This is a genomic window from Arsukibacterium sp. (genome assembly GCF_018402695.1).
Classification (GTDB): domain Bacteria; phylum Pseudomonadota; class Gammaproteobacteria; order Enterobacterales; family Alteromonadaceae; genus Alishewanella.
This window is the reverse complement of sequence record NZ_JAGYIM010000009.1, coordinates 174163-195287: the sequence shown is the minus strand read 5'-3', so window position 1 is coordinate 195287 and position 21125 is coordinate 174163. Positions and strand designations below refer to the sequence as shown.

The window sequence follows — 21125 nt, the reverse complement described above, 5'->3', positions numbered from 1 at the left end:
AGTTAAGATTTTTGTCGCTTCATGGCGTCGAAAAATTCGTCGTTAGTTTTGGTCATCGACAGTTTGTCGATTAAAAACTCCATGCAGTCGCTTTCGTCCATTGGGTGCAAGATTTTGCGTAAGATCCACATTTTCTGCAACTCTTCCGGCGAGGCCAGTAATTCTTCGCGGCGGGTACCTGAACGGTTAAAGTCGATGGCCGGGAAGATACGGCGTTCGGCAATTTTGCGCGACAAATGCAGTTCCATATTACCGGTGCCTTTAAACTCTTCGTAAATAACCTCATCCATTTTGGAACCGGTATCGACCAGGGCGGTGGCAATAATGGTTAAACTGCCACCTTCTTCGACATTACGGGCCGCCCCGAAAAACCGTTTTGGTTTATGCAGCGCATTGGCATCGACACCACCGGTAAGGACCTTACCGGAGCTAGGGATCACGGTATTGTAAGCGCGGGCTAAACGGGTAATAGAATCGAGCAGGATAATGACATCTTTCTTATGTTCAACCAGCCGCTTGGCTTTCTCTATTACCATCTCAGCAACCTGAACATGGCGACTGGCGGGCTCGTCGAAGGTAGAGGCGATAACTTCACCTTTTACCAGGCGCTGCATCTCTGTTACTTCTTCCGGCCGCTCGTCAATTAGCAATACCATCAGCACACATTCCGGGTGGTTAGCGGCAATTGACTGGGCAATATTTTGCAGCAAAATGGTTTTACCGGCTTTGGGCGGCGCCACGATTAAGCCGCGCTGGCCACGGCCAATAGGTGAGGCTAAATCGAGCACCCGGGCGGTGATATCTTCCCGGCTGCCGTTGCCACGCTCCATCCGCAGCCGCGAGTTGGCATGCAGTGCGGTGAGGTTTTCAAATAAAATTTTGTTACGGGCTTGCTCTGGCCGGCCAAAGTTCACTTCGTTCACTTTTAACAGGGCAAAGTAGCGCTCGCCCTCTTTTGGCGGCCGGATTAAACCGGAAATGCTGTCACCGGTGCGCAGATTAAAGCGACGAATTTGGCTGGGAGAAACGTAAATGTCGTCCGGGCCAGCTAAGTATGAGCTGTCAGAAGAACGTAAAAAACCGAAACCATCCTGCAGAATTTCCAATACGCCTGCACCGAAAATTTCTTCACCATTTTTAGCGTGGGCTTTTAAGATTGCGAAGATAATGTCTTGTTTGCGCAGGCGGGCCATGTTTTCCTGGCCCATGGACTCGGCCAAATCAACCAGTTCGCTAATTGGTTTCAGTTTCAGTTCTGTTAAATGCATAGTTTGATGGGTTCTTGTTGGTAAAAACAGAAAATGCTTATCGGCTCGATAATAAAGGTTTGGAAGTTGGTTTATTCGACAGACAAGCGTGGTTTATGATATTTGCTTAGCCACACAATAGCAGCAGTTGTTTGGCACGTCCAGCAGCGAACAGTAAAAAGGCGTACAAAAATACGCCTTTTTCCGTCATTTTCAGATATTACTATCTAAAAACTCTTTTAATTGGGTTTTCGATAAGGCGCCGACCTTGGTCGCAGCAACCTGACCATTTTTGAATAACAGTAAAGTTGGAATGCCACGAATACCGAATTTAGGCGGGGTATTCGGATTCTGGTCAATATTCACCTTGGCGATGCTCACTTTACCGCTGTATTCCTCAGCAACGTCTTCCAGAATAGGTGCGATCATTTTACAAGGGCCACACCATTCTGCCCAGAAGTCGACCAGTACCGGCACTTCAGCTTTTAAAACATCAGCTTCAAAACTGTCGTCAGAAACCTGTAAAATTTGTTCGCTCATCTATTTCTCCGTTCAGGCTGTGCAGTTACACTGCAAAAATGTGTTATCAATTTAAACGTGGCTGTTTCTTATTGCAAGCGTAACAGTTATGCTAGGCAGGTATGAATAAAACTCACTTAACCTCACATAAATTCGCCGATTTCGCATTGGCACCACAGGTTCTTGACGCCTTAGCGGCGCAAGGTTACAGCTATTGTACGCCAATTCAGGCTCAGTGTTTACCCCTGGCACTGGCTGGTAAAGACATAGCGGGTCAGGCCCAAACCGGCACCGGTAAAACCCTGGCTTTCTTAACTGCAACTTTTCATTATTTGCTTAACCATGAACCTAAAGGTTCTGGCCAGCCGCGCGCTATCATTATGGCTCCTACGCGGGAACTTGCCGTGCAGATCCATAATGATGCCGTTATGCTTGCGCAAAAAACTAATATGCGGCTTGGCTTAATATATGGTGGCGAGGGTTACGATTCTCAACGGCAATTATTGGAACAAGGTGTAGATATTTTAATTGGCACCACCGGCCGCTTAATTGATTATTTAAAACAAGGGCTCTATGACCTTGATCAAATTCAGGTTGTGGTGCTGGATGAAGCCGACCGGATGTTCGATTTAGGCTTTATTAAAGACATCCGGTTTATGTTTAACCGCATGCCCCCGGCCACCGAACGGTTAAGTTTATTATTTTCGGCCACCTTATCTTACAAGGTACAGGAGCTGGCATTCGAGAAAATGAACGAGCCGGTGCATATTCATGTAGCGCCGGATGAAATGACCGGCAGCCAGATCAGTGAAGAATTATTTTACCCGGCGCATGAGCATAAAATGAAGTTGCTGCTGACGCTGATGGAAGAAGACTGGCCTGACAAAGCTATCGTGTTTGCTAATACTAAACACGCCTGTGAAGATGTCTACGCCTGGTTGGAAGCAGACGGTCACCGGGTAGGCATGCTTACCGGCGATGTTATTCAGAAGAAGCGCCTGAAAATTCTGGATGACTTTACCACCGGCAAGCTGGATATCCTGGTAGCAACAGATGTCGCTGCCCGTGGCTTGCATATCCCGAAAGTCAGCCATGTTTTTAACTACGATTTACCCGATGATTGCGAAGATTACGTACACCGGATTGGTCGCACTGGCCGGGCCGGTGAAAGCGGTAAAGCCATCAGCTTTGCCTGCGAGCGCTATGCTCTGAACTTAACGGCTATTGAAGATTATATAAAACATCCAATAGCGTTAACTCAGTATGATGCTAATGCCTTACTTGATGATTTGACTGTACCTAAACCACGGGTGCGTCGGCGTCCGGGTCAGGCTCGCAGTGGTCCGGGCCGTGGCAACAGTGGACGCAGCAGTAATGGCCCGAGAAATCCCCGCAGCCGGCCCCGTTAAGGCCGAGCCGCTGGTTACAGGCGAACTCCTCAGCGACACCTCACCGCATAGCGATATCTATGCGGTCATCGATCTTGGCTCCAACAGTTTTCATATGTTAATGGTGAAAGTGGTTGGCGGCTCTGTGCAGGTAATAGGCCGGGTAAAGCGCAAAGTGCGTCTGGCTGCCGGCTTAAACGATAATTTAGTGTTAAGCCGCAAAGCAATGAAGCGGGGCTGGGAATGCCTGGCATTATTTGCTGAGCGATTGCAGGATATACCGGCTGCCAATATCCGGATAGTCGGCACCGCCACTCTGCGGTTAGCCCAAAATGTAAAAACCTTTCTGAAAGAAGCTGAAGTTATTCTGGGCCAGCAGGTGCAGGTGATCAGCGGTGCCGATGAAGCCCGGATCATTTACCTGGGTGTCGCCCATACCTCAAATTGTGACTCCAACCGTTTAGTGATTGATATTGGCGGTGCCAGTACCGAAGTGGTGGTGGGGCGGGGCTTTACCCCTGAACTACTGGCCAGCCTGAATATGGGCTGTGTGACCTATCTGGAGCGCTATTTTGGCGATGGTGAGCTTAGTGAAGATAATTTTAACCAGGCTATTCAGGCAGCTACTGAGCAAATAGCACCTATTGGTGCTGAGTTTCTGGCCAAAGGCTGGCAAATTGCCGTTGGTGCATCGGGCACGGTCCAGGCGGTGCAGGAAATTCTGGTGGCCCAGGGTAAAGATGAAGTCATTACCCTGGGTAAGCTGGAAGATATTATGCAGCAAACCATGGCCTGCGGCCCGATAACCCAGCTGAATATTATTGGCCTGGCGCAGGAGCGAAAACAGGTGTTTGCTTCGGGACTGGCCATTCTGGTGGCGCTGTTTCGTAAATTACAGATCCATGGCATGACCTTGTCGGGTGGTGCTCTGCGCGAAGGCGTGCTGTATAGCATGTTACCGCAGTTACAGCACAGTGATGTACGCAATCGCACTGTTGCCAGCCTGATGGTGCGCTATTTTATTGATCAGCGCCATGCTGAACGGGTGGCTGATATGGCGGTTGAATTGGCCGGGCAGTTACAACATCGCTGGGACCTGGACAAATTTGAAGGCCACAGTATGTTGCGCTCCGGCGCCCTGTTGCATGAGCTTGGCTTATTGATTGAATATAAAAACCATCACCATCATGGCGCCTATATTATTAATCATTCTGATTTGCCGGGCTTTACCCGGGCGCAACAACAATTGGTTATGGCGCTGGTTTACAATCATCGCGCTGACATCAGCCGCGAAGTGATTGCCCGCCAAACCATGACATCAGTGCTGTTGACGGTGCGGCTAACCCGAATTTTGCGGCTGGCAGTTATTCTGTCAATGCGCCGCCGGCACGAAGTATTGCCTGAAGTTAAAATTACCACTAAAGCAGAAACCCTTACTTTACAAATGCCAGCCAACTGGCTGGAGCAGCATCCGCTAATGCGGGCAGAGTTAGAGCAGGAAATACAATATCAGCAGCAGGCTGGCTGGCAGTTGCTGATTAAATAGCCACTGCCGCAAGCCGTTATCAGTAAATATTACCGGGGCCCTTTGTAATTATTACGGATTATTTGATCACACCACAGGCAATACGGGCACCGCTGTCACCTGCCGGATCACTGGCATAATCGTCACGACGCTCATGCACAACCAGCGAGCGGTTTTTCAGATCATCCAGCGTTAAGCCGTTAATAGTAACTTGCTGCTGAACGCCCGCGCTATCCACTTCGATCATGGGTAAATCGCCTTTATGGCCATCGCCCTCTGGCCCGGTATGTTTGCCGGCATTGGTCGGATCATAGTGGCCACCCGCCGCTGCCGCAGCAACTTTTTTACCGTCTTGCATTTCCGGCTCGCAGCTTGGGTTCTGGTGAACGTGAAAACCATGCTTACCCGCCGTTAACCCCAGCAGATTTGGCGTAAAAACCAGGCCCTCTGGGCTTTGTCTGACCGAAATGGTGCCGGCACCTGCCCCGACTTCATCCGGGGTAACCCGGTTCATATAGACAATCAGGGTATCTGCATCTGTGTTTGGATCTGTCTCGGTCGCGGCAGGCGAGCGCGGCTGTTCAGCCATAGGGGTGGCGTTGTTCGCCGGTTCATTGGTCGGGCGGGGATCCGGGCTACATGCCACTAATAAACCTGTCGCAATGACTGATAATGAAAAAATCCGTAATTTCATAATGATCTCCTTCGGTTGGTTTAAAAATTTTTCTTTCGTGCAACCCCCGTCGTTTCCGGGGGTTGCACGATTACAAGGCTACACTACTCCAAAGTTACACTACTCCAAAGTTGCACTAACCCAGAGTTGTCCAGGGTTGCACCAGGCTAAACTAAGGTTTAAGTAGCAATTTTGACGCCAACTCAGCTTAAGGCGATTTTTCAAGCTGGCACGTGCTTTGCTTTTGCATTCTGTTAACAACACCAGCATCAGTTAGGGAAGTTAACTGTCAGCAGGAGAGTTTCAATGCCATACGATAAACGCAGCGAGTTACCGGATTCAGTTCAAGATAACTTACCCAAGCATGCCCAGGAGATTTATCAGGAAGCCTTTAACAGCGCCTGGGATGAATATAAAGACCCGGAAAAACGGGATGGTGATGATAGCCGGGAGCAGGTCGCTCATAAAGTTGCCTGGGCAGCAGTTAAGCAAAAGTATCATAAAAACGATGCCGGCAATTGGGTTGCCACGTAAGTAGCGGTAAGGGAGTGCACAGATGCCGTATCTTAAGGTTGGCGACGGCCATCAGCTTCACTACCAGATCCAGGGCGATATCCGCAGTGCTACCCCCCTTTTGTTTGTCCATGGTGGCCCTGGTGCGGGCGTCCGTGAGGCTGACAAGCAACTGTTTGCCGGGCTGCGCCGGCCGGTGATTTATTTTGATCAACGTGGTTGTGGTCTTAGCAAATATACCGAGCGGTTGCATGCCAATACTACTGCGCAGCTGATTGCCGATATCGAGCAGTTGCGCCGTGCGCTGGCGATTGAGCAATTTATTCTGGTGGGCGGAAGCTGGGGCAGTACGCTCAGTTTGCTCTATGCTATTGATAATCCGCAGCGGGTATCGCGGTTAATTCTGTGGGGAATTTTTTTATGCCGGCAGCAGGAACTGGACTGGTTTTACCGGCAGGGCGCTAACCAGTTGTACCCGGATGAATATCAGCATTTTATAGATGCGATTGACCAGCCAGACAACCCGGTGGCGGCCTATTTCAGGTTGCTAAGCACGGGCAGTGCCCGGCAGCAGGAGGCTGCGGCAGTCAGTTGGGCCAGATGGGAAGCCGTCAATTCATTTTTAACGCCTGACAAACAGAAAATTGCGGAGTTTTCTGAACCGGCTGTCAGTTTACCAATGGCGCAACTGGCCAGCTATTATTTTTATAACCATGGTTTTATTGAGGAAGACTATATTCTGCGCCACAGCGCAAGATTGCAGGACATCGCAACAGATATTGTCCAGGGCCGCTATGACACGATTTGTCCCTGTGATTCAGCCTGGCAACTGGCCGCATCACTTAATCAGGCCCGGTTGTCTATTACGCCGCATGCGGCACACGATGCCAGCGAACCTGAAAATTTTAAGGCCTTGCGGACTATCCTGCGGACAATAGAACCTGAGGAGTAGAAATAGTGAGCCCCGAGCCTACGAACGGCAAAACAGCGGCTGAGCCGCAGAAAAAAAACAGTACCAGGACTGCTATTCTCGGTATGGCAGGCAGTGTGGTGTTTGTTGCGGTGGTGCTGGCGCTACTGGTGTACTTTGGTGTGCACACCGAAGTATTGCACTTGCTGCAGTGGTTTAAGCAGCAGGGGGCCTGGGCGCCATTACTGTTTATGCTGATTATGGCCGCCGTAGTGGTATTACTGCTACCCGGCGCTCTGTTTACCATAGGTGCCGGCTTTGTGTTTGGTGTGGTGCAAGGTTCAGTGTATGTGGTGCTGGGCACGACATTGGGGGCCACCATTGCTTTCCTGCTTGCCCGTTATACCTTTGGCCAACGCGCCAGACAATTCATTATGGCCCGGGCGAAGCTGCAGTTGGTTAATGACGAACTGAGCAAAAATGACTGGAAAATCGTCTTGCTGACCCGGCTGATCCCATTTTTTCCCAGCAAGATATCCAATTATTTCTTTGGTTTAACGCAATTTTCTTTGCGCGGCTATATTGCCGGCTCCCTGCTCGGATTTATCCCGTTTACCGTGCATAACGTGTATTTGGGCTCGCTGATTGCTGATATCACCACTTTTGAGTTTGGTCAGCAGCAGCGCTCTGGCTGGGAGTGGGCCCTGTATCTGGGTGGTTTTCTGGCGGCGGTGGCGGTTGTGATTTATCTGAACCGGCTGGCCAACCGGGCGCTGGCCAAATATACCACGCAAGACACTGAAAAGGAGCCTAAGGTATGACCTGGTTAAAGTGGTTGCCCTGGCGCTATGTGGTGCGGTATGTCGCCCACAAAAATGGTTTTATCGACCCGATTGCTTTACTGGCGAAACTGCATAATTTTGCTCAGCCCTCTGAGGTCGGTGAACCTATCGAATTGCTACGTGCTGGCGTGGTGTTCCACGCACGTGGCTTAATTAACAGCAGAGTTATCCAGCATAACCTGGATTGGGTGTGGCCATACTGGATTGAGCGTCAGTTTGACCCTTGTGATAAATCGTTCATTCCCCGGGCATTTTCAATTACCCATATTAACCTGACGCATCGCAACTGGACGGCAATTGGTTATCCGGATTGTCCTGAGCTACCCATTGTTGACCCCCGCGGTCTGTTAACCCCGTTTCTGGACAGCTGGTCACTCGATGGCTGGATAATGCCTGAAGACGGGGACTGTCTGCTGCCATCCCGCCTGGACGAGTGCCAACAGCAGTTGACCGTCGCCGGAGATGTCAGTATTACTACCACTACCCGCCAGCAGGGAATGACCTTGCAGAATAAGGCCTGGGTGGCGCTTGAACAAGGCGTGCCAGTTGTAAAAATGCGGCTGAGGGCGAAAGCGGACAAGCCCGGTTATCTGGTGCTGGCCTTGCGGCCACAAAACCCGGAGGGTGTCAGCTTTATTCATAAAGTGGCCTTGAACGAGCAGCGCAACCAGTGGCTGGTTGATGAGGATAAACGAATTCAGTTCAGCCGACCGGCAGATCGTTATCATGTGTCTGCGTACAAACAAGGTGACGTTTACATTCATCTTGCCGATGCGCAGCAGCAGGCCGAAGGCATCTGTAATGTCGGGATGGTAACGGCAGCAGCGCTGTTTAAATTGCCAGATAATGACTGGCATGACGTTGAGGTGGCAGTGCCGTTAATGTCTGCGGCTCAGCCAAAGCTGCAACCTGGTGCCTGGCCGGCCGAGCAGCAAAAATGTTGCAAGCTGACCTGCCCGGACCCGCACTATCAGTTCTTATATGATGCGGCGTTAAGTTCACTGATCCTGCATTCACCAGAGGATGTGTATCCCGGCCCCTATACCTACAAACGCTTCTGGTTCCGGGATGCAGCCTTTATTATTCATGCCTTACTTTGCGCCGGCCTGACTGAGCGTGCCGCCCGCGCCTTGCAACAATTTCCAGCCAGGCAAACTTTGCTGGGCTACTTTCGTTCCCAGGAAGGGGAGTGGGACGCCAATGGTGAAGTACTCTGGATCCTGCAGCGCTATGCTGAATTAACCGGCCGCGAATTATCAACTGACTGGCATAGCCCGCTGAAAAAAGGGGCCCGCTGGATCATCAACAAGCGGCTGTCAGATAAGCTGGATGCGCCACATGCCGGTTTATTACCTGCTGGCTTTAGTGCCGAACATCTGGGGCCCAACGATTATTATTACTGGGACGATTTCTGGGGAGTAGCTGGCTTACAGGCCGCCGCCGCGCTGTTTAAAAATGTCGATCCCAAACTGCAACAAGAGTTTAGTCAGGCCGCCGCGGATTTCAGTACGGCGATAGATAGCAGTCTGCAGCAGTGTGCCAGCCGGCTGAAGCGGCCAGGCATGCCCGCATCACCTTACCGGCGGCTGGATGCGGGCGCCATTGGCTCACTGGCTATCGGTTACCCGGTGCAATTGTGCCGCCCTGACGATCCGCGGCTGCTGGATACCGTGGAATTTTTGTTAAAACGCTGTTTTGTTCAGGATGCGTTCTACCAGGATATGATTCACTCAGGCTTAAATGCTTACTTAACCCTGCATGTTGCCCAGATTTTGCTGCGGGCCAATGACCCCCGCTATCTGGTGTTAATGGACGCGGTAGCCGGGCTTGCCTCGCCGACCGGCCAGTGGCCGGAGGCGATTCATCCTGGCACGGGTGGTGGCTGTATGGGTGATGGCCATCATGTCTGGGCTGCAGCGGAATGGCTGTTGATGATCAGAAACTGTTTTGTCCGCGAGGAGGGTGATCATCTGGTGCTGGCAGCTGGCGTGCCACAGCGCTGGCTGGGGCAAGATAATGTGGTCCGTTTTGGCCCGGCTCCGACTCGCTTTGGCGCCATCAGCCTGCAGATTTCGCGGCAGCAGGATGAACAGCCGGTACTGGAGTGGCAGGCTAACTGGCATAAACCTGAGGGGCCGCAATTGGAAATTAGTTTACCCGGCTACCGGACCATCACTACAGCAGCTGCGGCGACAGGTATCGTCAGGTTAGAAAAACGGAGCACTGACTGATGAATATTGTTATCTTTACTAATACTTATACCCCGCATGTGGGTGGCGTGGCGCGCTCAGTCGAGGCGTTTGTGACGGAATACAGGAAACTCGGGCACCGGGTATTAGTGGTAGCACCGGAATTTGCAGATATGCCTGAAGATGAGCTGGATGTAGTAAGGATTGCTGCGATTCAGAATTTTAACGCCACTGACTTTTCCGTGGCCCTGCCGTATCACGATAAGCTAAGCCAGATCCTTGATGATTTTAAACCCGATATTATTCATTCCCAGCACCCGTTTTTGTTAGGGATGAGTGCCCTGCGCACTGCCCGCTATCGCAAATTACCGCTGATATTCACTCATCATACGTTGTATGAGCAGTATACCCATTATGTTCCGGGTGACTCACTGACGATGCAGCAATTCGCTATCACCCTGGCAACCCGCTATGCCAATCTGTGCGATCAGGTAATTGCTCCGAGCCAGAGTATTGCCGACTTACTGCAGCAGCGCGGTGTTACCAGTCCGGTAAAAGTTATTCCGACAGGTGTATATCTGGAGAAGTTTGCTGATGGTGATGGTGAGCGGGTGCGGCGGCAATTTGCTATTCCCGTTAACGCTTGCGTCATCGGCCATTTGGGCCGGCTGGCGCCTGAAAAAAACCTTGAAGTCTTAGCCCGGGCGGTAGCAGATGTTGTCAGCACCAGGCCGGAAACACATTTTCTGGTAGTTGGTGCAGGGCCGTCTGAGCGGGCAATTCATAGCGTATTTGCGGAAGCGGGTGTTGCTGACCGGTTACATATGACAGGCATCCTGCAACAACAGCAGTTAACTGACGCATTACATGCCATGGATGTGTTTGCGTTTGCCTCGGCCAGTGAAACTCAGGGCATGGTAATTACCGAAGCGATGGCGGCAAGTCTGCCGGTAGTGGCCTTTGATGCCCCGGGCGTACGTGAGGTGGTTGACAATGACACTAATGGTTTGTTGTTACAGCAAAAGACACCAGAGGCAATGGCTGTCGCGCTTGTTCAGCTACTGGACGACCCCGGCCGGCTTACTGCGCTGAGCCGGGGCGCCCGCAACACCGCTGAAACATTTGCTATGTCGCGCTCGGCGGCCCGGGCGCTACTTTGTTTTCGTTCAGTTATGGACAGTATGCCTGTCAACACTAAAACGGAAAGAGACTGGGAAGATGTGCTGGCATGGATAAAAGCTGAATGGGATATTTTAAGCAGTGTGGCGGTAGCCGGTACCACAGCGGTAGGGAGTGGCTTATTCGCTGACAGTAAACTGGCTACCAGCAAAAAGTAACGACAGTGCACAGTGAGAGCATTTGGTTAGTTTATCCGTTTTACTATTTATCCGTTAATACTGTCCGGAGAGCTTATGATAAGTCGGGTTGAAGTGTGGTTTCGCTGGCTGAGGCGCAGCCTTAGTCGTAGCCACTGGTTTACAAAGCTGCTGCAATTACCGGTGTCAGAAGGTTCTGGCGTGCGCTCCGGCCTGATTATGATCCAGATTGATGGTTTATCGCAACCGCAGTTACAGCAGGCATTAAAGCGCGGCAAAATGCCATTTTTGCAACGCTTGCTGCAACGAGAGCATTATAAACTGCAGGCACATTACAGCGGGCTACCGGCCACCACACCTGCGGTACAGGCTGAACTGTTTTACGGGGTGAAAACCGCGGTACCGGCATTTTCGTTTCGCGATAAGCAAACCGGGGAAATTGTCCGGATGTTGCAGCCCGATACCGCCGCCAAGGTGGAGCAAGAGCTGCAACAACAGAGTGAGGCCGCGCTGCTGCAAGACGGTAGTGCTTATTCCAATATTTACACTGGCGGCGCAGCTGAGTCCCACTTTTGCGCAGCAACGATGGGCTGGGGCGCCGCGCTGCGCGCGGCCAACCCTCTGGTATTGTTGGGGCTGGTTTTAAGTAATTTGTACAGTGCCGTGCGGACCATTGCGTTGTTTTTTCTGGAGCTGGGACTGGCAATCGTTGATTTTTGTCGGGGCCTGATTAAAGGTCAGGATTTTCTCAGCGAATTAAAATTCATTCCGGCCCGGGTTGCGGTATCTATAGTGTTGCGCGAGCTTTGTGTTATTGGCGGTAAAATGGATATCGCCCGGGGCCTGCCGGTAGTGCATATTAATTTACTGGGATACGACGAGCAATCGCACCGGCGCGGGCCCTCTTCGTTGTTCGCGCACTGGACCCTGAAAGGGATTGATGACAGCATTGCCCGGCTGTGGCGTGCCGCGCATCGGTCGCAGTGGCGCAGCTATCAGGTGTGGCTGTATTCTGACCATGGCCAGGCGAAGGTAACGCCATATCATCAGATGCAGGGTTACCCGTTGCAGCAGGCTATTGATTTAAGCTTTGAAAAACTCACCGCCACCCCCCGCCATTTTCAGCATCAGGTTACTGGCAGCGTGCATACCCAGCGCGCCAGATTACTGGGGGGCAAAAAAGTACAGCGACTGTTTACGGTTAATAATGGTTATGACAATGCTGCCGGCGAGAATGAGATCAAGGTTGCTGCACAGGGCCCGGTGGGCCATATCTATGCCGGAGCGCCGCTGACAGAGGCTGACAGCCGGCTGCTGGCAACAGAGCTGGCCGGTGAGCACAAGGTACCACTGGTGTTAGTGGTGGAAGGGCCTGATCGGCTGCGGGCAACCACCGCGGAAGGTGAGTTTTATCTGCCGGCCGATAAAGCAGCAATATTTGGTGCCGATCACCCGTTTCTGGACAGTGTCAGTGAGGATATTCTGCGGTTGTGTCAGCACCCCAACGCTGGCGATCTGGTAATTATGGGCTGGCGCAAAGGCGTGAAGGCGCAGTCATTTGCCGATGAAAATGGCGCCCATGCTGGCGCCACGCCCGCTGAAACCCATGGTTTTGCTTTGCTGCCAGAAGATGTGGTGTTGCCTGACACGCCTTATGGCTATATCCGACCATCAGATATTTACCATGCCGCGTTGCAGCAACTTGGCCGGGCAACCAGGCTTGCTGGTCGGACTGCTGCCAGCAAAAAGTCTTGTGACAGCCTGCGGGTGATGACCTACAACGTCCACAGCTGTATCGGTCTGGACGGTAAAATTGACATAGAACGGATCGCCAGAGTCATCGCCCTGGCTAAGCCGGATGTCGTGGTATTGCAGGAGCTGGATGTTGGCCGTGATCGCACTCAGGGCCTCGATCAGGCCGAGCTGATTGCCCGTTATCTGGAAATGGAGTTTCATTTTCATCCGGCAATGCATCTGGAAGAAGAAAAGTACGGTGATGCCATTCTAACCCACTTGCCGCTTAAGCTGGTAAAGGCGGACGCATTGCCCGGCCTGGCGAGTAAACCAAAACTGGAGCCGCGGGGAGCAATCTGGGCAACGGTAGAACTGCATGGTCAGCAGATCAATATTATTAATACCCATTTGGGGCTGCAACCGCGGGAGCGGCTGGCGCAAATTGATGCTTTGCTGGGTGAGGAGTGGCTGGGTCATCCGGATTGCAGCGGGCCTGTCATCTTTTGTGGTGATTTAAATGCCCAGCCGGGTTCAGAGGTCTGCCGCCGACTGGGCCAAAAAATGACGGATGCCCAGACATTGCTGGAAGGTCACCGGCCAAGAGGAACTTTCCCCAGCCGCTTTGCCGCTATCAGAATTGACCATATTTACGTTAGTGAAAACGTGGAGGTGACTGCGGTGGACATACCCGGGTCACAGCAGGCAAAAATGGCGTCAGACCACCTGCCGCTACTGATAGCCCTTGCTATACCGCGGCCACAGCTATCTGACGCTGTGAACTAAGCTTGTTTTAACCAGATGGCTACTTTTTTAGCGAAGTAAGTCAGGATGCCATCGGCGCCGGCCCGTTTAAAGGCCAGCAAGGATTCCATAACGACAGGCTGCTCTGCCAGCCAACCGTTTTGAATCGCGGCCATATGCATGGCATATTCGCCACTGACCTGATAGGCAAAGGTCGGCACGCCAAATTCGTCTTTTACCCGCCGTACAATATCTAAATACGGCATGCCAGGCTTGACCATAATCATATCGGCGCCTTCTTCCAGATCCATTGCCACTTCGTGCAACGCTTCGTTACTGTTGGCCGGATCCATCTGATAGTTCTTCTTATTGCCACCTTTCAGATTGCCGGCAGAGCCCACTGCATCGCGGAACGGCCCGTAGTAACTGGAGGCATATTTAGCCGAGTACGCCAGAATACGGGTATTAACAAAACCGGCCTCTTCCAAAGCTTCACGAATAGCGCCAATCCGCCCGTCCATCATATCTGACGGCGCTACAATATCGGCGCCGGCTTCGGCATGTGACAACGCCTGTTTAACCAGCGCGGCAGTAGTGATGTCATTCTGGACATAACCGTTTTCGTCAATAATGCCGTCCTGACCGTGGGTGGTAAACGGGTCGAGCGCCACATCGGTAATAACCCCCAGCTCCGGGGTGTGTTGTTTCAGCAGTCGCACCGCCCGCTGGGCCAGACCATCCGGGTTCCAGGCTTCTTCCGCCTCTAACGATTTACAATCAGCCGGGGTTACCGGAAACAGGGCGATGGCCGGAATACCAAGAGCCACCAGCTCTTTCGCTTCGCTTACCAGTAAATCCAGGCTTAGCCGCTCAATGCCCGGCATTGAGCTGATAGTTTGCCGCTGATTTTTACCCTCAATAATAAACATCGGATAGATTAAGTCATCGACAGTAAGCTGATGCTCGGCCATCAGTCGACGGCTGAAGTCGTGCTCGCGCAGGCGGCGGGGCCGGCTGGCCGGAAAAAAACGATTAGCTTTCATTTGCTGATTCCTGAATGAGAGGAGTAACGATAGCGCTGGCACTAGCGGTACGGTTGCGGCCCAGGTGTTTAGCCTGATAAAGAGCACTGTCAGCTGCGGCAATATAATTGTTACTGCTGGTGCTGGCATCAGCAACTGCGGCATAACAACCGGCGCTAAGGGTGACCGATAAGCTCAGTGAGCCAATCTGAATGGGCGTATTGCTGATTGTTTGCCGTACATATTCTGCCAGCTCAATACAGCCAGCCAGTTCGGTATTTGGCAACAATAAGGCGAACTCTTCACCACCATAGCGAAATACCGCATCGCTGCTGCGTTTCAAACTGGCAGCTAACGCTGCGGCTATTTGCTGAATAGCGGCATCGCCGATCAAATGGCCATAGGTGTCATTTATTTTTTTAAAATGGTCAATATCAACCAATACCAGGCCCAGCGTAGTTTTTTCCCGTCGGCTGCGTTTAAGTTCACTGGTTAAGCGTTTGTCAAAGCACGCTCGGTTATAAATACCACTTAAGGTATCGAGCATATTTTGCTGTTCGAGCAAGCGGTTTTTTTCAGCCAGTTCATCGAGGGCGATTTGCAGCTCCAGATTATGACTCTGAATACGGCTTTCAAGTTGTTCAGAATGTTGTCGTTGCCAGCGGCGCCACTGCCATGCCATTACCAGCGCAGTTAGCAGGGCACCGGTTAGGGCACCGGCTGCCAACCAGAGTAAACTGCTCATGCCGCTACTCCGCTTAAACCAAACAATTGACGGGCATTGGCGGCGCAGGTGGCTGCCAGCAGCTGACTATCGATATTTTTCAGGCGGCAAACTTCTGCAGCAATAGCCGGTAGCAACGCTGGCTCATTATGTTTGGGGCGGGGTTTCAGGGTACGGGGCAGCAAATAAGGGGCGTCTGTCTCCAGCAGGATCCGATCCAGCGGCAAATACTGAATGGCCTGTTGCAGGCTCTGGCCGCGACGTTCGTCACACACCCAGCCGGTAATACCAATGTATAAACCTAAATCGAGGTAGGCCCTAAGCTCCCTGCTATCGCCGGTAAAGCAATGGGCAACACCCTGGTTGATCTGCTGCTCTGTTAGCATCGCCAGTTGGGTGCTAAAGGCATCACGTTCATGCAGATACACCGGTTTTTGCAGTTGTTTTGCCAGTTGTAACTGACTGGCAAATACTTGTTGCTGTATAGGACGAGGTGAGAAATCGCGGTTGAAATCCAGGCCGCATTCGCCAACGGCAACTACCGCCGGTAGTGTCAGCAGCTGGGTTAGCCGGGCCAGCCAGTCTGCAGCTACCTTGCCAGCCTGATGCGGATGGACACCGGCAGTGGTGTAACAACCCTGGTGAGAAGTACAGAACTGCTGATTAAGCAGGCTTTCGGTGATATCAGAACCAATAAGCAGCATGTTGCTGACGCCGGCCTGCTGTGCCCGTAGCCAGACTTGCTGCTCAGCGCCGGCAAACTGAGCACTGAACAGGTTTACCCCGCAGTCAAACCAGCCTGGCGTAGCACTATCCATTTACTCGACCCGGCGAACCTTAATGGTCCGGTTATTCTCGTCGTTGCCCAGGGTAAAAGAATTCAGCATGCCGCGTTTAATATAATGCCTTTCACCAACCTTTATATCGTAGTAGCTATTGTCGTTCTGGCGCCAGATTTGACCATTGTCAAATTCGACAATCAGCTCCTTGCGGGGGCTGTAACTAATATTTTGCACTGTCAGGTAAAGCTGGTCTGCCTGTTCCTTAGCCGCTTTTTTATGCTCCAGGCCAAAGTTATCAGCAGGTGCTGCTGCCTTGCGGGTCGCAGCCGGCTCTGCAGCCCGGGCAGGGGTAGCCGCTGCTTTACTCGCCGCTGCCGGGCCGGCTGATGTTTCTGCTGTCGTTGCTATCGTTATTTCGTCATAACAGACCAGGCGCTTTAAGGCGTTTGTTTGCTGCCGGCATTCGGCAAGGGCGTCAGCCAGCGGGTTGGCGTGCACTGGCGTACTTAGCAGACAACTGCTTGCTATAACCAGGGTACTTATCAGGCAAAGTGATTTTTTCATCGTTGTTCTTCCTCTGCAGTCTGTTCCGGCTCGGGTGCGGGTTGATAAAAGCGGCTTAACCATAAACCGGCTTCAAATAATAACCACATGGGCACTGCCAGTAAGGTTTGAGATAACACATCCGGTGGTGTCAGCAGCATTCCCAGCACAAAAGCGCCGACCACAATATAGGGTCTTTTGCTGGCCAGGGTGGCTGGAGTGACTGTACCGGTCCAGACCAGCAATAAAATAGCCACCGGAATTTCAAATGATAAGCCAAAGGCAAAAAACAGCTTTAGGACGAAGTCGAGATAGCTACTGATATCAGTAGCAACGGTGACACCCACCGGCGCTACGCTGGTAAAAAAAGCAAATACCAGTGGGAATACCACAAAATAAGCAAAGGCAATGCCGCCATAAAACAACAAGGTGCTGCTGATAACCAGCGGTGCAACCAGCCGCTTTTCTTTGCCGTACAGCGCAGGCGCAATAAACTGCCATACCTGTAGTAAAATGTAAGGTATCGCCAGACAGATTGCGACAATGAAGGTGAGTTTAAAAGGGGCAAAAAAAGGTGCCGCAACGTCAGTGGCGATCATACTGCTGCCCTCGGGCAACACAGCAATCAGTGGCGCGGCCAGTAGCTGATATATATCGGCGGCGAAATAGGCCAGGCAGGCGAAAACGACAACCACAGCAATAACGCATTTTAACAGCCGGTTGCGTAACTCAAGTAAATGGCCAAGCAGGCTATCGGCTTCCGGTTTAGTTTTCATGTTTATTTTCAACAGACTTGGGGTCAGGGTCAGTTTTCACTGTTGCAGTATCTCTGGTTTCTGGTTTAGCCAGATCTGCAGGCGGGTTAACGGATTTTGCCGCCGTCCGCAATTCATCTAACGCCGCTTGTTCATCCTGGGTCAGATTAAGCAGGTTTTTGCTTTCTGCGTCTTTTAACTTCTGATGTAACTCGTGCACCCGTAGGTTTTCGCTAAGCTCGGCCTGCATCTGGCTGCCAAATTGTTTAATACTGCGAATGGTTTTTACGGTACTGCGGATGGCACCGGGCAGCCGTTCCGGCCCCAGCACCAGCAGGGCAATAACCCCTATTACCAGCAGCTCCCAGAAACCCATTTAGTGTGGTTCTTTATCTGTGTGTTTGGCTTTGTCAGCCGGGATATCGCTTTGCTCACGCTTTTGGTCAGCCAGCTGCTCCGGCTTATCTTCTTCTGCTGGTTCATCTTTGATAGAGCTGCGAAAGCCCTTAATGGCCGAACCCAGATCAGTACCGATGCCTCGCAATTTTTTTGTGCCAAATAACAAGACAATAATTGCCAGAACAATAAGTAACTGCCAAATACTAATGCCGCCAAAACCCATAATCACACCCTCTGTAATTTATGCTGAAATTGCTGCGTTAGTTTGCAACAAGTTTATGACAATAGTGCTTTTGCACCGAAAAAGATAGCCCCGCCCAGCAGCGCTCCGGCCAGCCATAACGCCCCAACGCTAAAGGCTATAGTACCACTTATCAGGGTGCCTGCGGCAAGCGCTGCCGCAATAATTTGCCGGTTGGCTTTGTGTTGTTGTAATTGCAGCAATTGCAGTTGTTGCAGCATCATTGCCTGTTGCTTCGGCCCCTGTTCCAGGTAGCGATGCAGCAGGGTGGGCATTTGTGGCAGCTTTTCAGCCCAGAAGGGTGCGTTGTCTTTAACCTGGCGCCAAAGTGCGGGCAAGCCCACTTGTTGTTTAACCCAACTTTCCAGAAAGGGTTTGGCGGTTTTCCACAAGTCCAGCTGTGGATAAAGCTGGCGGCCCAGCCCTTCGACATACAACAAGGTTTTTTGCAGCAATACCAGTTGCGGCTGCACCTGCATATTAAAGCGCCGGGCGGTGCTGAATAAATTCAGCAGTACATGGCCAAAAGAGATGTCGGCCAGCGGCTTTTGAAAAATTGGCTCGCAAACGGTGCGAATCGCACTTTCGAATTCTTCAACATTGGTGTCGACAGGCACCCAACCGGAGTCCAGATGTAACTGGGCGACCTTGCGATAATCGCGATTAAAAAAAGCGACAAAGTTTTCGGCCAGATAGCGTTTATCTTCACTGTTCAGGGTGCCGACAATACCGCAGTCAATGCCGATATATTTTGGGTTTTCGGGATGGTCTCGTGAGACAAAAATATTGCCCGGATGCATATCAGCGTGAAAAAAGCTGTCGCGAAACACCTGAGTAAAAAAGACTTCCACCCCACGTTTGGCCAGCAACTCCATGTCAGTGTGCTGCGCATTTAATGCGGCAATGTCTGATACCGGAATGCCGTAAATTCGCTCCATTACCATCACATTCGGCCGGCTGAAATCACTGTATACATAAGGAATGTAAAGGGAATCCGAGCCTTCGAAATTCCGCCGCAGCTGAATGGCATTGGCCGCTTCGCGCTGCAAGTCGAGCTCGTCAAGGATGGTTTTGCGGTATTCCGACACGACTTCACGTGGGCGCAGTCGTTTGCCGTCGGGTAAGTAGCGGGCGGCAATAGCCGCCAGGCCATCCATTAAATCCAGGTCAGCAATAATTTGCTTGCGAATATCCGGCCGGATCACTTTTATGACCACGTCAGCATCGCTGCCATCAGCCTGGCGCAGCACAGCAGCATGCACCTGGGCGATTGAGGCGGATGCCAGCGGGGTGACACTGAAACTACTGAACAGCTCACTAATATCTGTCAGCTCCAGGGCTTGCTCAATTAACTGCTGGGCCTGCTCGCCGGGGAAAGGGTCGACTTTATCCTGCAGCCTGGCCAGCTCGTCAGCAATCTCAGCGGGTAATAAATCGCGCCGGGTAGATAACATCTGGCCGAATTTAATCCATACCGGCCCCAGGCTTTGCAATGCCAGTCGCAGCCGTTTACCGACCGGATAATCAGGGTAACGGTTGCTCAGCCAGAATGCACTTTTGCGCATACCCCTGGCATACCAGGGTTGCCAGGTCGGAGGGATCAGCTCATCAAGACCGTATTGCAGTAGCGTTTTCTGAATGTGATAAAAACGGCTGAATCGCACCTGTTACTCCTTAAGGCCCGGCAGGCTGGCGATCAACCGGTCAACCCGGGCACTGAGGTCGCTGACGTCCTGGCTAAACTGTTGCAATTCAAGGCTGCCGGGGCTGAGTAACAACTCGTCCTGCGCCAGCATAGTGACACTTTGTTCAAGCAAGCGGGTTTTTTGCTGCAAATAGTGTTGTAGCTGGCCAATACTTATCGCAATTTTGTGCGCCATGGCATCGCCAACGTAGCCTGACAGCGCTTCCTGCCAGTCCGGATCCAGGCTTTGTAAAAAGTAGCTGTATTGCTGAGCTACCTGGATATCACCATCAATCTGCAGCGCATCGGCCTTAATTAAGCGGGTTAGCTGGCTGGCATCGCGTAGCTGGCGCAAGCTGGCTAAATCGGTACTGATAGCACAATCAACCGCTTCACTATGCTGGTTAAATAACAGGCGGTCGTTGCCGGCGGTAAGTACTAACCGCAGGTTAAACTCGCGCAACGTAAAAGCCAGTTGTTTACCCTGGAGTTTTTTTAAGCGCTCAGCCGCGCTGGTATCCATGCTAATCAGGCTTTGGCACAGGCGTTCGGCACTGGCACACAGCAGTTGCGGCAACAGGGCGGTTATCATCAGAATTTAAAACCGCGGTGCAAAGCGACAATACCACCCGTCAGATTATGGTAGCTAACTTCGGCAAAACCGGCCTCAACCATCATGGCTTTTAAGGTTTCCTGATCCGGATGCATCCGGATAGACTCTGCCAGATATTGGTAGCTTTCTTTATCATTAGCAATTAACTGGCCCATAACAGGCAGCAGTTTAAAGGAGTACATGTCGTATACTTTACTCAGCCATTGTTGTTCTGGCTTGGAAAATTCCAGCACCAGTAGGCGGCCACCGGGTTTTAATACCCGAAACATTGATTTTAACGCCGCCGCCTTATCGGTGACATTTCTAAGACCAAAACCAATGCTGATAATGTCAAAGCTGTTATCGGCAAACGGCAGGGCCTCGGCATTTGCCTGCACAAACTCAATATTGTTAATCAGGCCTAAATCACGCAGCTTATCGCGCCCGACATTCAGCATTGACTCGTTAATATCGGCTAACACCACTTTACCGGCAGGACCGACCCGGCGTGAGAACAGAGCGGCAATGTCGCCAGTACCACCTGCCAGGTCAAGCACTTGCTGGCCGGGTCTGACACCGCTGCAGTCCAGGGTAAAACGCTTCCACAAGCGGTGAATACCCAGCGACATGACGTCATTCATAATGTCGTATTTGGCGGCAACTGAATGAAACACATTTGCCACCAGCGAGACTTTTTCAGCGGCGGGAACGGTTTTATATCCGAAATGAGTCGTGTCGTGTTTAGGTTCAGTCATGAAGTTGCCCGTGTCAGCACTAAAAGAATGG

21 protein-coding genes are annotated in these 21125 nt (G+C 51.7%); 8 read left to right on the top strand and 13 right to left on the bottom strand.

All coding sequences use genetic code 11. The features are described from left to right. Positions 1 to 2 precede the first annotated feature (2 nt). Together rho and trxA are read right to left on the bottom strand one after the other, a co-directional pair. A complete protein-coding gene (gene rho / locus KG631_RS03000; RefSeq protein ID WP_097112836.1) occupies positions 3 to 1268 on the bottom strand; it encodes a transcription termination factor Rho in 1266 nt (421 codons plus the stop codon). Positions 1269 to 1460: 192 nt separating this feature from the next. Then, the gene (trxA, locus tag KG631_RS02995; protein ID WP_213995150.1) at positions 1461 to 1787 is read right to left on the bottom strand and encodes a thioredoxin TrxA; all 327 of its coding nucleotides are present in this window, start codon (positions 1785 to 1787) and stop codon (positions 1461 to 1463) included. Positions 1788 to 1888: 101 nt separating this feature from the next. Between trxA and rhlB the strand changes: the two genes are divergently transcribed. Both rhlB and gppA read left to right on the top strand, forming a co-directional pair. After that, a complete protein-coding gene (gene rhlB / locus KG631_RS02990) occupies positions 1889 to 3175 on the top strand; it encodes an ATP-dependent RNA helicase RhlB (RefSeq protein WP_213995149.1) in 1287 nt (428 codons plus the stop codon). Next, a complete protein-coding gene (gene gppA, locus KG631_RS02985) occupies positions 3141 to 4700 on the top strand; it encodes a guanosine-5'-triphosphate,3'-diphosphate diphosphatase (RefSeq protein ID WP_301003555.1) in 1560 nt (519 codons plus the stop codon). Before rhlB ends, gppA begins: the two co-directional genes overlap by 35 nt. A 58-nt stretch (positions 4701 to 4758) precedes the next feature. Here gppA and KG631_RS02980 read toward each other — a convergent pair whose 3' ends face one another. Next, on the bottom strand, positions 4759 to 5373 hold the full coding sequence (locus KG631_RS02980) for a superoxide dismutase family protein (RefSeq protein ID WP_213995148.1): 615 nt from the start codon (positions 5371 to 5373) through the stop codon (positions 4759 to 4761). Between the two features lie 285 nt (positions 5374 to 5658). Between KG631_RS02980 and KG631_RS02975 the strand changes: the two genes are divergently transcribed. The 6 genes from KG631_RS02975 (at position 5659) to KG631_RS02950 (ending at position 13639) form a co-directional block, all read left to right on the top strand. Continuing rightward, positions 5659 to 5886: a ChaB family protein gene (locus KG631_RS02975; RefSeq protein WP_213995147.1), complete on the top strand. Its 228-nt coding sequence runs from the start codon at positions 5659 to 5661 to the stop codon at positions 5884 to 5886. A gap of 22 nt (positions 5887 to 5908) precedes the next feature. Further along, the gene (gene pip / locus KG631_RS02970; RefSeq protein ID WP_213995146.1) at positions 5909 to 6817 is read left to right on the top strand and encodes a prolyl aminopeptidase; all 909 of its coding nucleotides are present in this window, start codon (positions 5909 to 5911) and stop codon (positions 6815 to 6817) included. A gap of 5 nt (positions 6818 to 6822) precedes the next feature. Beyond that, complete coding sequence (locus KG631_RS02965; RefSeq protein ID WP_213995145.1) at positions 6823 to 7596, top strand: VTT domain-containing protein; 774 nt, start codon at positions 6823 to 6825, stop codon at positions 7594 to 7596. Next, positions 7593 to 9848, top strand: a complete 2256-nt coding sequence (locus KG631_RS02960; RefSeq protein ID WP_213995144.1) for a hypothetical protein — start codon at positions 7593 to 7595, stop codon at positions 9846 to 9848. The genes KG631_RS02965 and KG631_RS02960 overlap by 4 nt, the downstream gene beginning before the upstream one ends. Next, positions 9848 to 11143 (top strand): glycosyltransferase, encoded by a 1296-nt coding sequence (locus KG631_RS02955; RefSeq protein ID WP_213995143.1) that lies wholly within the window; start codon positions 9848 to 9850, stop codon positions 11141 to 11143. Before KG631_RS02960 ends, KG631_RS02955 begins: the two co-directional genes overlap by 1 nt. 75 nt (positions 11144 to 11218) lie before the next feature. Next, positions 11219 to 13639: an endonuclease/exonuclease/phosphatase family protein gene (locus KG631_RS02950; protein WP_213995142.1), complete on the top strand. Its 2421-nt coding sequence runs from the start codon at positions 11219 to 11221 to the stop codon at positions 13637 to 13639. On the opposite strand, the gene hemB is transcribed toward KG631_RS02950, so the two are convergent. Genes hemB through ubiE form a run of 10 tightly spaced genes read right to left on the bottom strand, consistent with a single transcriptional unit; the run spans position 13636 to position 21094 of the window. Beyond that, positions 13636 to 14640 carry a porphobilinogen synthase gene (gene hemB / locus KG631_RS02945; protein ID WP_213995141.1) on the bottom strand — a complete coding sequence of 335 codons (1005 nt, stop codon included), beginning with the start codon at positions 14638 to 14640 and terminating at the stop codon, positions 13636 to 13638. The genes KG631_RS02950 and hemB overlap by 4 nt on opposite strands. Continuing rightward, complete coding sequence (locus tag KG631_RS02940; protein WP_213995140.1) at positions 14630 to 15364, bottom strand: GGDEF domain-containing protein; 735 nt, start codon at positions 15362 to 15364, stop codon at positions 14630 to 14632. Before KG631_RS02940 ends, hemB begins: the two co-directional genes overlap by 11 nt. Beyond that, the gene (locus KG631_RS02935) at positions 15361 to 16161 is read right to left on the bottom strand and encodes a TatD family hydrolase (RefSeq protein WP_213995139.1); all 801 of its coding nucleotides are present in this window, start codon (positions 16159 to 16161) and stop codon (positions 15361 to 15363) included. Before KG631_RS02935 ends, KG631_RS02940 begins: the two co-directional genes overlap by 4 nt. Then, entirely contained in the window at positions 16162 to 16689 is a 528-nt protein-coding gene (locus KG631_RS02930) for a hypothetical protein (RefSeq protein WP_213995138.1), read from the bottom strand. After that, positions 16686 to 17444 (bottom strand): twin-arginine translocase subunit TatC, encoded by a 759-nt coding sequence (tatC, locus tag KG631_RS02925; protein WP_213995137.1) that lies wholly within the window; start codon positions 17442 to 17444, stop codon positions 16686 to 16688. Before tatC ends, KG631_RS02930 begins: the two co-directional genes overlap by 4 nt. Continuing rightward, positions 17434 to 17799, bottom strand: a complete 366-nt coding sequence (gene tatB / locus KG631_RS02920) for a Sec-independent protein translocase protein TatB (RefSeq protein ID WP_213995136.1) — start codon at positions 17797 to 17799, stop codon at positions 17434 to 17436. Before tatB ends, tatC begins: the two co-directional genes overlap by 11 nt. Continuing rightward, complete coding sequence (tatA, locus tag KG631_RS02915; protein WP_213995135.1) at positions 17800 to 18045, bottom strand: twin-arginine translocase TatA/TatE family subunit; 246 nt, start codon at positions 18043 to 18045, stop codon at positions 17800 to 17802. A gap of 53 nt (positions 18046 to 18098) precedes the next feature. Next, positions 18099 to 19727, bottom strand: coding sequence for a ubiquinone biosynthesis regulatory protein kinase UbiB (gene ubiB, locus KG631_RS02910; protein WP_213995134.1), 1629 nt, complete (start codon positions 19725 to 19727; stop codon positions 18099 to 18101). A gap of 3 nt (positions 19728 to 19730) precedes the next feature. Further along, positions 19731 to 20339 carry an SCP2 sterol-binding domain-containing protein gene (locus tag KG631_RS02905; RefSeq protein ID WP_213995133.1) on the bottom strand — a complete coding sequence of 203 codons (609 nt, stop codon included), beginning with the start codon at positions 20337 to 20339 and terminating at the stop codon, positions 19731 to 19733. Further along, on the bottom strand, positions 20339 to 21094 hold the full coding sequence (gene ubiE / locus KG631_RS02900; protein WP_213995132.1) for a bifunctional demethylmenaquinone methyltransferase/2-methoxy-6-polyprenyl-1,4-benzoquinol methylase UbiE: 756 nt from the start codon (positions 21092 to 21094) through the stop codon (positions 20339 to 20341). Before ubiE ends, KG631_RS02905 begins: the two co-directional genes overlap by 1 nt. Positions 21095 to 21125 lie beyond the last annotated feature (31 nt).